The sequence below is a fragment of the Variovorax boronicumulans genome, assembly GCF_030812215.1.
Taxonomy (GTDB): Bacteria; Pseudomonadota; Gammaproteobacteria; order Burkholderiales; family Burkholderiaceae_C; genus Variovorax; species Variovorax boronicumulans_C.
On record NZ_JAUSSG010000005.1, the window covers coordinates 232047 to 245984 of the forward strand.

The window sequence follows — 13938 nt, forward strand, 5'->3', positions numbered from 1 at the left end:
GTTTACTTGATGTCCACGCCGTAGAAGGTGTGGCGGCCGAACGGGCTCAGCTTGAAGTCGATCACTTCCTTGCGCACCGGCTTCAACTGCACCGCGTGCGCGATGGTGAACCAAGGCGCCTGCTCCTTGAAGATGACTTGCGCCTTCTTGTAGAGCGCATCGCGGTCGGCCTGCTTCACCGTGCTCTTGGCCTTCACCACGAGGTCTTCGTACGGCTGGTAGCAGAACTTCGAGATGTTGCTGCCGCTCGCCGACTTGGCCGAGGCGCAGCCCAGCAGCGTGTACATGAAGTTGTCCGGGTCGCCGTTGTCGCCGGTCCAGCCCAGCATGCCCATCTGGTGCTCGCCGGCCTGCAGGCGCTTGCGGTACTCGCCCCATTCGAAGCTCTTGATCTCGGCCTTGACGTTGATCTTGGCGAGGTCGGCCTGCATCAGCTCGGCGATGCGCTTGGCATTCGGGTTGTACGGGCGCTGCACCGGCATGGCCCACAGGTCGGTGCTGAAGCCATCGGGGAAGCCGGCCTGCGCCAGCAGTTTCTTGGCGGCTTCGGGGTCGTACGGATCGTCCTTGATCGCGTCGTTGTAGGACCACATGGTCGGCGGAATCGGGTTCTTCGCGGCAACGCCGGTCGTGAGGTACACGCCGTCGATGATGGCCTTCTTGTTGATTGCCATGTTGATGGCCTTGCGCACGCGCACATCGTCGAAGGGCTTCTTCGTCGTGTTGTACGAGAGGTAGCCGACGTTCAGGCCCGGCTGCTCCAACACCTGCACGTTCGGGTCCTTGCGGATCGCGTCGAGATCGGCCGGGTTCGGGTAGGGCATGACATGGCACTCGCCCTTCTGCAGCTTGGCCCAGCGCACCGACGCATCGGGCGTGATCGCAAACACGAGGTCGTCGATCTTCGCCTTGCCGCCCCAGTACTGCGGGAAGGCCTTGAAGCGGATGATCGCGTCCTTCTGGTACTGCACGAGATAGAAGGGGCCGGTGCCGATCGGGTCCTGGTCGACCTTCTCGGGCGTGCCGGCCTTCAGCATGGCAATGGCGTATTCCTTCGACTGGATGCCCGCGTACTGCATCGCCAGGTTGGCAAGGAACGGTGCCTCGGCCTGGTTGAGCGTGATCTTCACCGTGTAGTCGTCGATGCGGTCCACCGACTTCAGGAGCTTGGGCATGCCCATGTCGTTGAAGTACGAGTGGTTCTGGCTCGTCACCTTGAAGAACGGATCGCTCTCCTTCCACTGGCGCTCGAGCATGAAGATGAAGTCGTCGGCGTTGAAGTCGCGCGTGGGCTTGAAGCTCTTGCTCGTGGTGTGCCACTTCACGCCCTTACGCAGGTGAAATGTGTAGACCGTGCCGTCGGGCGAGATGTCCCATTTTTCGGCAAGGCCCGGCGTGACCTTGGTGCCGCCGCGCTCGAACTCGACGATGGTGTTGTAGACCTGGGTGGTCACGTCGAACGACGTGCCTGTGGTGTTCATGCCCGGATAGAAATTCTCCGGGCTTCCTTCGGAGCAATACACCAGCGTCTTGGCTGACACAGCGCCCGCGGCCAGGGTAAGGGCCGCAAGCGCTGTCGGTGCCAGGAGCGCCAGCATTCGTGAGCGGCGCGAAACGGAGGATTGGGTCTTCATAGGGACTCCTTCAGACACGGTTGAGAAAAAACGAGACTTGCTCAGAGGCTGAGAGGTAATTCGGCGTGACCGAGCAGCCCCCGCACATGGCCCCAATCAAGGCGCAAAGCGCAGCCATAGCTCGGGCTATGGCGAGCATTTGCAACGCAGAGGGGGGCCATTTGCGGGGGATGAGCGGTCATGTCGGATTGCCTGTCAGCCTCTCAGGGATTCGTCGCCATCGGAACGGCGAGCACGGGGACATCGGCGCGCGCGGGCGGCGCGCCATCGAGGAACTTCTCTGCGTAGTGGCAGGCCACGAGCCGCTCGTCCAGCGCGCGCAGCAAGGGGCGCTCTTCGCGGCAGCGCTGCTGCACGTGCTGGCAGCGCGTGTTGAAGACGCAGCCCGTGGGCGGATTGAGCGGCGACGGCAGCTCGCCCTTGAGGACGATGCGCTGGGTGCTGAGCCCCGGCGTCGAGGCCAGCAAGGCCTGCGTATACGGATGCAGCGGCCGCGCGAAGATGCGCCCCTTCGGGCCCTGCTCCACCGCGTGGCCGAGATACATCACGAGCACGTCGTGCGCGATGTGGCGCACCACGCCGAGGTCGTGCGAGATGAAGAGGTATGCGAGACCCAGCTCGGCCTGCAGGTCGGCCAGGAGGTTCAGCACCTGCGCCTGGATCGACACGTCGAGCGCCGACACCGGCTCATCGGCCACCAGGAGGCGCGGCGACAGCATGAGCGCGCGCGCGATCGCGATGCGCTGGCGCTGGCCGCCCGAGAACATGTGCGGATAGCGGTTCGCATACTCGGGGCGCAGGCCGACGCGCGCGAGCATTTCGCGCGCCTTCGCGGCACGCTCCGACTTGCCCAGCGTGGTGTTGATCGCGAGCGGGTCTTCGAGCACGGCCGAGATCTTCTTGCGCGGATTGAGCGAGCCGTAGGGGTTCTGGAACACCAGCTGCACGGCCTGGCGCAGCTCGCGCTTGCGCTCGGCCGGCGGGTTCACCGCATCGGCGCCCACGAGCGTGAGTTGCCCGGCGGTCGGCTTCTCGATCAATGCGACCATGCGCGCGAGCGTGGACTTGCCGCAGCCCGATTCGCCCACCACCGCCAGCGTGCGACCACGCTCAAGGCGGAACGAGATGTCGCCCACCGCACGCAGGTGCGCCGGCGCGCGGAACAGCCCACGCCGCACGTCGTAGGTGCGCTGCAGATTGGTGGCCTCGACAACGACGTCGCCGGGTGCGCCTTTGTCGTTGTTCATTGCAGTGCCTCCGCCGCGGTCACCTGCTGCGGCCGGTCCTGCTCGATCGCCACGATGCGGCCCGGTTCGCCGAGCGGATAGTGGCAGCGCACCTCGGCGCCCTGCCACTCGCGCAACGCAGGCCGCACGTTGCAGGCGCGCGTGGTGACGTAGCTGCAGCGCGGCGCGAACAGGCAGCCCGAGGGCCGGTCGTGCACGCCGGGCACCACGCCGCTGATGGTCGCGAGCCGCCCTTCGGGCGCGGCGCGCTCGGGCAATGCCGCGAGCAAGGCCTCGGTGTAGGGATGCTGCGGCGATGCGAAGAGCCGGTCGACGCGCTGGTGCTCCATCACCTGCCCCGCGTACATCACGGCGATGCGCTGCGCCATCTCGCTCACCACGCCCATGTTGTGCGTGATGAGCACCAGCGCCATGCCGCGCTCCTTCTGCAGGTCGCGCAGCAGGTCGAGGATCTGTGCCTGGATGGTCACGTCGAGCGCCGTGGTCGGCTCGTCGGCGATCAGGAGGCGCGGGTTGCAGGCAATGGCCATCGCGATCATCACGCGCTGGTTCATGCCGCCGGAAAGCTGGTGCGGATAGCTGCCCAGCCGCGACGATGCGGCGGGAATGCCGACCTGCTCCAGCAACTCGGTCGCGCGTTTCTTCGCGGTGCGCTTGTCGAGGTTCAGGTGCAGCTGCAGCGTCTCCATCAACTGGAAGCCGATGGTGAAGCAAGGGTTGAGGCTGGTGGTCGGCTCCTGGAAGATCATCGCGACCTCCTTGCCGACCAGCGAACGTCGCGCCTTGTCGGAGATGCCGAGCAGGTCCTTGCCCGCGAAGCGCATGTGGTCCGCGCGCACGCGGCCCGGGAAGCCGACAAGGCCCATGAGCGCCATCATCGTGACGCTCTTGCCCGAGCCCGATTCGCCGACGATGCCGAGCACCTCGCCTTCTTCGAGCGTGAGGCTCACGCCGTCGACCGCATGCAGCACGCCGCCCTGCGTAGGGAATTCGACGTGCAAGTCCTTGATGTCCAGCAAAGGCATCTTTCTCTCTCCTTTGCGTTGATTCAGCGCTTGAGCTTCGGGTCGAGCGCATCGCGCAGACCGTCGCCCAGCAGGTTGAAAGCCAGCACCGCCGCGAGGATCGCCAGACCCGGGAAGGTCACGACCCACCAGGCGCGCAGCACGAACTCGCGCGCATCGGCCAGCATCGTTCCCCACTCGGGCGATGGCGGCTGCGCGCCGAGGCCGAGGAAGCCGAGTGCCGCCGCATCGAGGATGGCGGTGGAAATGCCCAGCGAGGCCTGCACGATCAGCGGCGCCGCGCAGTTGGGCAGCACCTCGCGGAACATGAGGCGCAGCGTGCCGGCGCCGCTCACGCGCGCCGCAGTCACGTAATCGCGCGAGACCTCGGCGATGACGGCCGCGCGCGTGATGCGCACATAGTGCGGCAGCACCACGATGGCCACCGCGAGCATCGCGTTGATGAGGCCCGGGCCGAGGATCGCGACGATCACGATGGCGAGCAGCAGGCTCGGCAGCGTGAGCACGATGTCCATGAGCCGCATGATCGCGATCTCGAGCACGCCGCGGAAAAAGCCCGCGATGAGGCCGAGCACCACGCCTGCCACCACCGACAGCGCCACCACTGCGACGCCGATCGACAGCGAGAGCCGCGCGCCGTACATGAGGCGCGAAAGAATGTCGCGCCCGATGGCATCGGTGCCCAGCAGGTAGCTCATCGAGCCGCCCTGTTGCCAGGCCGGTGGCTGCAGGAAGACGGCGCTGTTGGTTTCGTTGGGCGCGTGCGGTGCGATCCACGGCGCGAACAGCGCCACAAGCAAGAGCACGACGATGGTGGCGAGCCCGATGACCGCGCCGCGGTTCGCTGAGAAGGCGGTCCAGAACTCGCGCCAGGGGCCGGGCGGCGCGGTGCTCGCACCGGTCGTCGGAATGGAGGGGGTCGAAGTCGTGTTCATCAGCGTCGAATGCGGGGATTGATGACGCCGTAAGCCACGTCGACCAGAAGATTGACCAGCATCACGATGCCGCCGAGCAGCAGCATGCCGCCCTGCAGCACCGGGTAGTCGCGCCGGCCGATGGCTTCGATGAGCCACTTGCCGACGCCGGGCCAGGAAAAAATCGTCTCGGTGAGGATCGCGCCGGTGAAGAGCACGCCCACCTGCAGCCCGATCACCGTCACGACCGGAATCAGCGCGTTGCGCAACGCATGCAGGCCCACCACGCGAAAGCGCGAAAGGCCCTTGGCGCGCGCGGTGCGGATGTAGTCCTCGCCGAGCACTTCGAGCATGGCCGAGCGCGTCATGCGCGCAATCACCGCGAGGGGCACGGTGCCCAGCACGATGGCCGGAAGAATCAGGTGGTGCAGCGCCGACCAGAAGGCATCGGTGTCGCCGGCGCGCAGCGAGTCGATCAACAGGAAGCCGGTTTCGGGCTCGATGAAATACTGCACCGCGATGCGCCCGGAAACGGGTGTCCACCCGAGCTGCACCGAGAAGAACAGGATCAGCAGCAGCCCCCACCAGAAGATCGGCATCGAGTAGCCGGTGAGCGATGTGGCCATCACGCCGTGGTCGAAGATGGAATTGCGCCGCACCGCCGCGAGGATGCCGGCGGGCAGGCCCAGCAGCAGCGCGAAAAGGATCGCGCACACGCCGAGCTCGACGGTGGCGGGGAAGAGCGCGAGGAACTCGCTCATCACCTTGTCCTGCGTGATGATCGACTTGCCGAGATCGCCATGCAGCACGCGGCCGATGTAGATGCCGTACTGCACGAGGATCGGCTTGTCGAAACCGTAGGCGGTGCGCAGTTCGGCATGGCGCGCGGGATCGATCCCGCGCTCGCCGGCCATGGTTTCAATGGGGTCGCCCGGCACGAGCCGGATGAGGAAGAAGGCCAGCAGCGTCATGCCGATGAAGGTCGGCACCAGCAGGCTCACGCGGGTCAATATGAATCTGAACATCGACCCGCGAATATGCAAGATCGATGCCGTGGCCCTACCCGGGCCGAACCCTTACTTCTTGGCGTCGCGCAGCTCGCGGCGAAGGATTTTTCCGACCGGCGTCTTGGGCAGGTCCGTACGAAACTCTACGATTCGCGGCTGCTTGTAACCCGTAAGGTTTGCTCTGCAGTATTCGCGCACCTGCGCCTCGGTAAGCGACTCGTCTTTCTTCACGATTACGAGCTTCACGGCCTCGCCGGTCTTGTCGTCGGCCACGCCGACCGCCGCGCATTCGAGCACGCCCGGAATCTGTGCAACGACGTCCTCGATCTCGTTCGGGTACACGTTGAAGCCCGACACCAGGATCATGTCCTTCTTGCGATCGACGACCTTGAAGTAGCCGCGCTCGTCGACCACGCCGATGTCGCCGCTCTTGAAGTAGCCGTCGGGCGTCATGACCTTGGCGGTCTCGTCGGGGCGCTGCCAGTAGCCCGCCATCACCTGCGGGCCCTTGATGGCGATTTCGCCGGGCTGGCCCGTCGGCACTTCGTTGCCGTCGTCGTCCAGGAGCTTGAGCCAGGTGCCCGGCAGCGGCAGGCCGATGGTGCCGGTGTAGGCCTTGCTGTTGGTGGGGTTGCAGGTGGTCGAAGGCGAAGTCTCCGACAGGCCATAGCCCTCGCAGATCGGGCAGCCGGTTTTCTCGAGCCAGAGCTTCGCGACCGCGGCCTGCACCGCCGTGCCACCGCCCACCGAGACCTTGAGGTTCTTCCAGTTGACGGTGTTGAAGTCGGGGTGGTTCGCCAGGCCGTTGAAGAGCGTGTTGACGGCGGGGAAGCTGTGAATCGTGTGCTTGGACAATTCCTTCAGCACGCCCGCGAGGTCGCGCGGGTTCGGAATCAGGATCAGCTTGCCGCCCGTGCGCATGCTCAGCATCATGCCGACCGTGAACGCGAAGATGTGATACAGCGGCAGCGCGCACACGCTGGTGGGCTGCTCGTTGGCCGGTATCAGTGCCATCGCGGGCTCGTTCCAGGCCTCGGACTGCAGCACGTTGGCGATCACGTTGCGATGCAGAAGCACCGCACCCTTCGACACGCCGGTGGTGCCGCCGGTGTACTGCAGCACGGCCACGTCGTCGGAGCCGATGGGCGGGGCCTGCAACGTGCGGCTCGCGCCCTTGTCGAGCGCATCGTTGAAACGCACGGCGCCCGGCAGGCTGAAGTGCGGCACCATCTTCTTGACGTTGCGCACCACGTAGTTGACCAGCGCGCCCTTGAGGAAACCGAGGCGGTCGCCCATCGAGGTGAGCACGATGTGCTTGACCGGCGTGGCCGCGATGCATTGCTGCAGCGTGGTGCCGAAGTTCTCCATGATGACGATGGCCTTGGCGCCCGAATCCTTGAGCTGGTGCTCGAGTTCGCGCGGCGTGTAGAGCGGGTTCACGTTCACCAGGATGAGGCCGGCGCGAAGGATGGCGGCCACCGCAATCGGGTACTGCGGGCAGTTGGGCATCATCGCGGCCACGCGGTCGCCCTTGACGAGGCCCAGGCCCTGCAGGTAGGCGGCGAACGCCTTGCTCTGCCTGTCGGTCTCCGCGTAGCTCACATCCTTGCCCATGAAGCTGTAGGCGGTGCGGTCGGCGTACTTGGTGAAGCTCTCTTCCATGAGCCCGACCAGCGATGAATAGTGCGAAGCGTCGATGTCGGCGGGCACGCCTTGCGGGTAGCTGCTGAGCCAGGGGCGGTCGGTCATGGATGTGTCTCCTCCAGGTCTTGGAACTGCGGGTAATTGAAACGAAAACGGCGCTCGAATGGCGCCGCGATGATCTGGCCCGCATTGCAGCGAGCCCGGATCGCCGGCCTATTCGATGGCCTTGCCCATATCTTCCACTACTTTCTTCGCATCCCCAAAAACCATCATGGTTTTGTCCATGTAGAAGAGCTCGTTGTCCAGGCCTGCGTAGCCCGCGGCCATGGAGCGCTTGTTCACGATGACCGTCTTGGCCTTGTAGGCTTCCAGGATCGGCATGCCGTAGATCGGGCTGCCCTTGGTGTGCGCGGCAGGGTTCACCACGTCGTTGGCGCCCAGGATGATCGCCACGTCGGCCTGGCCGAACTCGCCGTTGATGTCTTCCATCTCGAACACCTGGTCGTAGGGCACCTCGGCCTCGGCGAGCAGCACGTTCATGTGGCCGGGCATGCGGCCCGCCACCGGGTGAATGGCGTACTTGACGGTGATGCCCTTCTCGGTGAGCTTGGCGGCGAGCTCCTTCACCGCATGCTGCGCGCGTGCGACGGCCAGGCCGTAGCCCGGCACGATCACCACGGTCTCGGCATTGCCGAGCACGAAGGCCGCGTCGTCGGCGCTGCCGGTCTTCACCGGGCGCTGCTCCTTGGCCGCGCCGCTGTCCGTGGACGCCTCGCCGCCGAAGCCGCCCAGGATCACGTTGAAGAACGAGCGGTTCATCGCCTTGCACATGATGTACGAGAGGATGGCGCCCGAAGAGCCCACCAGCGAACCGGCCACGATCAGCATCGCGTTGTTCAGGCTGAAGCCGATGCCTGCGGCCGCCCAGCCCGAGTAGCTGTTGAGCATCGACACCACCACCGGCATGTCGGCCCCGCCGATCGGGATGATGATGAGCACGCCCATCACGAAGGCCAGCGCCAGCATCGCGAAGAATGCGGGCCAGCTTTCGGTGAAGACGAACACCAGGCCCAGGCCGACCGTGGCCAGGCCCAGCACGAGGTTCAGCATGTGCTGGCCCGAGAACTGCACCGGCGCGCCCTGGAACAGACGGAACTTGTACTTGCCCGAGAGCTTGCCGAAGGCGATGACCGAGCCGCTGAAGGTGATGGCGCCGATGGCCGCACCCAGGAACAGTTCGAGCCGGTTGCCCGCGGGAATGGCGTAGCGCACGAAGCCGTCGAGAACGACCGCGCCGTCCGGCGTCTGCGCGCCGATGAGCGCGGCCACGGGCGCGGCGGTGATGCCGAAGGCCCAGGGCTCGGCCACGGCGGCCACGCCGATGAAGACCGCGGCCAGGCCGATCATGCTGTGCATGAAGGCGACCAGTTCGGGCATCTTGGTCATCTCGACCTTGTTGGCCATGAAGGCCCCCAGGCCGCCGCCGATCACCACGGCCGCCAGCACCCATGCGAGGCCGGTGCCGAAGTCGACGTTGAGCGAACGCGCCTGTCCATGGATCAGCGCGATGGTCGTGAGCACGGCGATCGCCATGCCGGTCATGCCGAAGATGTTGCCGCGGATCGAGGTGGTGGGATGCGACAGCCCCTTCAGGGCCTGGATGAAGCAGACGCTGGCAACGAGGTACAGCAGCGTGACGAGGTTCATGCTCACTTGGAGGCTCCTTCTTCGGCCTTGGGAGCGCTCTTCTTGTCCTTCTTCTTGAACATCTCGAGCATCCGCCGCGTGACGAGGAAGCCGCCGAAGACGTTCACCGCGGCGAGCGCCACGGCCAGCACGCCCATGGTCTTGCCCAGCGGCGTGGTGGTGAGCGCGGCAGCCAGCATGGCGCCCACGATCACGATCGCCGAGATCGCGTTGGTCACGGCCATCAGCGGCGTGTGCAGCGCGGGGGTGACGGTCCAGACCACGTGGTAGCCCACGTAGATGGCCAGCACGAAGATGATCAGGTTGATGACTGTGTGGGAAACGGGATCCATGGGCTCTTCTCCTCGCGTGTTCGCTTACTTCTTCGTGACCTGGCCGTCCTGCGTGACGCGGCAGGCGGCGACGATGTCGTCTTCGAGGTCGATCTTGAGCGCACCTTCCTTCGTGACGATGAGCTTGAGGAAGTCGAGCACGTTGCGCGCATAGAGCGCCGATGCGTCGGCTGCCACGAGCGCCGCGAGGTTGGTCTCGCCGACGATGGTCACGCCGTGCTTCACGACCGTCTTGTCGGCTTCCGACAGCGGGCAGTTGCCGCCGACGCCGCCCGGGCCCTTGCCGGCTGCGATGTCCACGATCACCGAGCCGGGCTTCATGGACTTGACCATGTCCTCGGTGATGAGCGTCGGCGCGGCGCGGCCGGGAATGAGCGCGGTGCTGATGACGATGTCGGCCAGCGCCACGCGCTTGGCGACCTCGACCTGTTGGCGTGCGAGCCAGCTCGGGGGCATCGGCTTGGCGTAGCCGCCGACGCCGACGGCGGCTTCCTTCTCTTCATCGGTGTCGTAGGAGACCTCGATGAATTTGCCGCCCAGCGATTCGATCTGCTCCTTGACGCTCGGGCGAACGTCGGAGGCTTCGATGACGGCACCCAGCCGCTTGGCCGTGGCGATCGCCTGCAGTCCCGCCACGCCGACCCCCAGGATGACGACGCGTGCGGCTTTCACAGTGCCGGCCGCAGTCATGAGCATCGGGAAGAAGCGCTGGTAGCGGTCGGCCGCGATCATCACGGCCTTGTAGCCGGCGATGTTGGCTTGCGAGGAGAGCACGTCCATGCTCTGGGCGCGGGTGGTGCGCGGCGCGGCTTCGAGGGCGAAGCCGGTGACGCCGGCCGACGCCAGGCGCTGCAGGCCCGCGGCGTCGAACGGATTGAGCATGCCGATGACGACGGCGCCGGACTTCATCAGCGAAGCCTCGGCATCGCTGGGCGTGCGCACCTTGAGCACCATGTCGGCTGACAACGCGCCCGCCTGGTCGGTGATTTCCGCGCCGGCGGTCTGGTAAGCCGCATCGGTGACGCTGGCTGCAACGCCGGCCCCCGACTGAACACGAACGATGTGCCCGGAAGCGACCATTTTCTTCACCGTTTCGGGTGTGACGGCCACTCGGGTTTCGCCAGCCGCGGTTTCGGCAGGCACGCCTATCAGCATAGAGATCTCCTCAGGGGAAGGGGCAGCACGGAATGCGGGCAGAGCTTACAGCAAGATTACAGATGCTCGTGTCGCAAGAATGTCGCAACGAATTTGCCTGCCAAGCCCCATGCATGCTATCGATATAGCTATTCAATTTATAGCAACTTCGGGTATTTGCGGGTCAGAGCCGGCAGTCTCGCCCGAAGCCCCGGCCGGCGTCTTGACCCCGATCAAGAACCCACGGATCAATACCAATGCGTAAACGCCGAGTGAGCGAATAACAGCATTTGTATTTAACTGTAGTCAACTATGTTTAGCTTGAGCTCGAAAAACGCAATTTGCGTGCATTAGTTGCAATCTCTATTTTTTACGTCAGACGCAGATAGATACACTTCCTGTCAATCGTCCGCTCACTGAGGCTGGCGAAGGGAGGAAAAGGGGATGGAATGCGAATTGCCGTACTGGACAACGGGGCGGAACAGCTCAAGTTGATCAACCACACCATGGCGGGACTCGGGCACGAGTCCCACATGTACACCGAAGGAAGAACGCTGCTGCAGTCCTTGCGCAGGCAGACCTTCGACTTGTTGATCCTCGATTGGAGTCTTCCGGATATCAAGGGGCTCGATGTGGTGAAGGCCATCCGGCACGAACTCAAGAGCCGGTTGCCCATACTTTTCGTGACCGACAGGCGCGATGAAGCCGACATGGTCGAGGCCCTCAACAGCGGCGCCGACGACTTCATGGCCAAGCCCATCCGGGCAGGCGAACTCGAAGCCCGCGTCACCGCACTGCTGCGCCGGTCCTACCCCGCGAAGCACGAGTCCGAACTGGTTTTCGGCCCATACCACTTCTATCCGCCTTCGCGCATGCTGAAGGTCCGGGGCAAGCTGGTCGAACTGAAGAACCGCGAGTACGAGCTGGCGCTCTTCCTGTTCCAGAACCTCGGTCGGCTGCTCTCGCGTGAGCACCTGCACGAGGCGGTGTGGGGGCTGGGCGTCGAGGCGCTCTCGCGCTCGCTAGATACCCACGTGTCGCGCCTGCGAACCAAGCTCGATCTTCGCCCCGCGAACGGCTTCCTGCTGCTGGCCATCTATGGGCTGGGCTACCGGCTTGAAACGATCGAAGCGAACACCCTGCCCCCGCGATGACACCCGGCGCAGCGTGGCGCCAACCCGACAGGCGGGGAATCTCCGCCCGGCTACAGTCTCCAACTGCACTCCCGCAACAAGGAAAGAGACGATGAACCGCATGACCCGGCTGCTGGTCTCCGCCGCACTGCTCTGGAGCAGCTTCACCGGCCTGGCGGCCGCGCAGGACATCGTGGAGCCCAGCGACATGGTGCGCGGCGGCATGCAGGCGATCCAGATGATCGACCAGGGCAAGGCCGGCGAACTGTGGGACGGCGCCACGCCGGCCACCCGCAAGCGCGTGACCCGCGCCGATTTCACCGGCCAGGTCGCCAAGAGCCGCGCCTCGCTCGGCGCGCCCCAGCAGCGCACCTGGGTGGCGGTCAACCGCCAGGTCGTGGCCGATGCCGACGCGGACACCGCCGGCCAGTACGTCAGCGTCGAATACGAGACCCGCTTCGCCAACAAGTCCGACGGCACCCTGCGCGAACTCGTGAGCTTTCACCTCGACCGCGACCGCACCTGGCGCTTCAGCGGCTACGTGCTGCGCTAGCCAGGCATGGCCGCGCGCTGGAAGCCCAACGTCACCGTCGCCGCGGTGATCGAGCAGGACGGCCGCTTCCTGCTGGTCGAGGAGCAGACCCCCGACGGCCTCATGCTCAACACGCCCGCCGGCCATCTCGATCCGGGCGAATCGCCGGCCGAAGGGTGCATCCGCGAAACGCTCGAGGAAACCGCCCATCGTTTCACTCCCACGGCGCTCGTCGGCATCTACATGGCGCGCTCGCGCCCGAAGGCCGAGCGGGGAGAAGACGTGACCTACATGCGCTTCGCTTTCGCCGGCGTGCTCGGCGCGAAAGAAGAAGGCCGCGCGCTAGACGAAGGCATCGTGCGCACGCTGTGGATGACGCCCGACGAAATCCGCGCCAGCGTGGCGCGGCATCGCAGCCCGTTGCTGCTGCAGTGCGTCGAAGACTACCTGGCCGGCCAGCGCCACCCGCTCGCACTGGTCCACATCGACGAATCGGTGCGGACCCCGCCGCCGGTCAAACGATGACGCCGCCCCCGAGGCAGCGCTCGCCGTCATAGAGCACGGCCGACTGTCCCGGCGTCACAGCCCATTGCGGCGCGCCGAAGCGCAGGCTGAAAGCGCCATTCGCACCATCGGACAGCTCGCATCCCGCATCGGCTTGCCGATAGCGCGCCTTCGAACCATAACTGCCCGGCGCCGGCGCCTCGCCTGACACCCAGCTCGCATCGTCCGCGTTCAGCGCCGACGACAGCAGCCACGGATGGTCGTGCCCCTGCACCACCCACAGCGTGTTCTTCTCGACATCCTTGCGCGCCACGAACCACGGCGAATGGTCGCCCGAGCCGCGCTGCGCGCCCTTCTCCTTGACGCCGCCGATGCCCAGCCCCTGCCGCTGCCCCAGCGTGTAGAAGCTCAGGCCCTGGTGCTCGCCGAGCTTGCGGCCGCGGTCGTCCTTGATCGGCCCCGGCTCCTTGGAGATGTAGCGGTTCAGGAAGTCGCGGAACGGCCGCTCGCCGATGAAGCAGATGCCGGTCGAGTCCTTCTTCTTCGCGTTGGGCAGGCCGATTTCCTCGGCGATGCGGCGCACCTCGGTCTTGTGCAGCTCGCCGACCGGGAACAGCGTCTTGGACAGCTGCGCCTGGTTCAGGCGGTGCAGGAAATAGCTCTGGTCCTTGGAGGGGTCGAGCCCCTTGAGCAGTTCGTGCCGGCCGGTGGCCTCGTTCAGTCGCACCCGCGCATAGTGGCCGGTTGCGATCTTTTCGGCGCCCAGGCGCATCGCGTGGTCGAGAAAAGCCTTGAACTTGATCTCGGCGTTGCACAGCACGTCGGGGTTCGGCGTGCGACCCGCCTTGTATTCGCGCAGGAACTCGGCGAATACGCGGTCCTTGTAGTCGGCGGCAAAGTTGACGTGCTCGATCTCGATGCCCAGCACGTCGGCCACGCTGGCGGCGTCGATGAAGTCGATGTTCGACGAGCAGTACTCGCTGTCGTCGTCGTCTTCCCAGTTCTTCATGAAGATGCCGACCACCTCGTGCCCCTGCTGTTTGAGCAGGTGCGCGGTGACGGCGGAGTCCACTCCGCCGCTCAGTCCGACCACGATCCGTTGCTTTGCCATAAGCCCGCCATTGT

Annotated in this window: 13 protein-coding genes; 3 read left to right on the plus strand and 10 right to left on the minus strand. The window is 65.4% G+C overall.

Annotation, left to right across the window (positions count from 1 at the left end; all coding sequences use genetic code 11):
- Positions 1-2: 2 nt before the first annotated feature.
- The 9 genes from J2W23_RS15620 to J2W23_RS15660 all read right to left on the minus strand — a co-directional run bounded on the left by J2W23_RS15620 (position 3) and on the right by J2W23_RS15660 (position 10665).
- Entirely contained in the window at positions 3-1634 is a 1632-nt protein-coding gene (locus J2W23_RS15620; RefSeq protein WP_307649373.1) for an ABC transporter substrate-binding protein, read from the minus strand.
- Positions 1635-1837: 203 nt separating this feature from the next.
- Complete coding sequence (locus J2W23_RS15625) at positions 1838-2881, minus strand: peptide ABC transporter ATP-binding protein (protein ID WP_307649374.1); 1044 nt, start codon at positions 2879-2881, stop codon at positions 1838-1840.
- Positions 2878-3906 (minus strand): ABC transporter ATP-binding protein, encoded by a 1029-nt coding sequence (locus J2W23_RS15630; protein ID WP_307649375.1) that lies wholly within the window; start codon positions 3904-3906, stop codon positions 2878-2880. The genes J2W23_RS15625 and J2W23_RS15630 overlap by 4 nt, the downstream gene beginning before the upstream one ends.
- 23 nt (positions 3907-3929) lie before the next feature.
- Positions 3930-4841 (minus strand): ABC transporter permease subunit, encoded by a 912-nt coding sequence (locus J2W23_RS15635; RefSeq protein WP_176660759.1) that lies wholly within the window; start codon positions 4839-4841, stop codon positions 3930-3932.
- Positions 4841-5845: an ABC transporter permease subunit gene (locus J2W23_RS15640; RefSeq protein ID WP_176660758.1), complete on the minus strand. Its 1005-nt coding sequence runs from the start codon at positions 5843-5845 to the stop codon at positions 4841-4843. Before J2W23_RS15640 ends, J2W23_RS15635 begins: the two co-directional genes overlap by 1 nt.
- Before the next feature lie 51 nt (positions 5846-5896).
- Positions 5897-7576 carry a long-chain-fatty-acid--CoA ligase gene (locus J2W23_RS15645; protein ID WP_176660757.1) on the minus strand — a complete coding sequence of 560 codons (1680 nt, stop codon included), beginning with the start codon at positions 7574-7576 and terminating at the stop codon, positions 5897-5899.
- 108 nt (positions 7577-7684) lie between these two features.
- The gene (locus tag J2W23_RS15650; RefSeq protein WP_307649376.1) at positions 7685-9184 is read right to left on the minus strand and encodes an NAD(P)(+) transhydrogenase (Re/Si-specific) subunit beta; all 1500 of its coding nucleotides are present in this window, start codon (positions 9182-9184) and stop codon (positions 7685-7687) included.
- Entirely contained in the window at positions 9181-9510 is a 330-nt protein-coding gene (locus J2W23_RS15655) for an NAD(P) transhydrogenase subunit alpha (RefSeq protein WP_176660755.1), read from the minus strand. Before J2W23_RS15655 ends, J2W23_RS15650 begins: the two co-directional genes overlap by 4 nt.
- Before the next feature lie 24 nt (positions 9511-9534).
- Positions 9535-10665 (minus strand): Re/Si-specific NAD(P)(+) transhydrogenase subunit alpha, encoded by a 1131-nt coding sequence (locus J2W23_RS15660; RefSeq protein ID WP_307649377.1) that lies wholly within the window; start codon positions 10663-10665, stop codon positions 9535-9537.
- Positions 10666-11093: 428 nt separating this feature from the next.
- Between J2W23_RS15660 and J2W23_RS15665 the strand changes: the two genes are divergently transcribed.
- The 3 genes from J2W23_RS15665 to J2W23_RS15675 all read left to right on the plus strand — a co-directional run bounded on the left by J2W23_RS15665 (position 11094) and on the right by J2W23_RS15675 (position 12834).
- On the plus strand, positions 11094-11798 hold the full coding sequence (locus J2W23_RS15665; protein ID WP_176660753.1) for a response regulator transcription factor: 705 nt from the start codon (positions 11094-11096) through the stop codon (positions 11796-11798).
- Positions 11799-11889: 91 nt separating this feature from the next.
- The gene (locus tag J2W23_RS15670) at positions 11890-12330 is read left to right on the plus strand and encodes a DUF4019 domain-containing protein (protein WP_176660752.1); all 441 of its coding nucleotides are present in this window, start codon (positions 11890-11892) and stop codon (positions 12328-12330) included.
- A gap of 6 nt (positions 12331-12336) precedes the next feature.
- Positions 12337-12834 carry an NUDIX hydrolase gene (locus tag J2W23_RS15675; protein WP_307649378.1) on the plus strand — a complete coding sequence of 166 codons (498 nt, stop codon included), beginning with the start codon at positions 12337-12339 and terminating at the stop codon, positions 12832-12834.
- Here J2W23_RS15675 and mnmA read toward each other — a convergent pair.
- Entirely contained in the window at positions 12824-13924 is a 1101-nt protein-coding gene (gene mnmA, locus J2W23_RS15680; RefSeq protein ID WP_176660750.1) for a tRNA 2-thiouridine(34) synthase MnmA, read from the minus strand. The genes J2W23_RS15675 and mnmA overlap by 11 nt on opposite strands.
- Positions 13925-13938 lie beyond the last annotated feature (14 nt).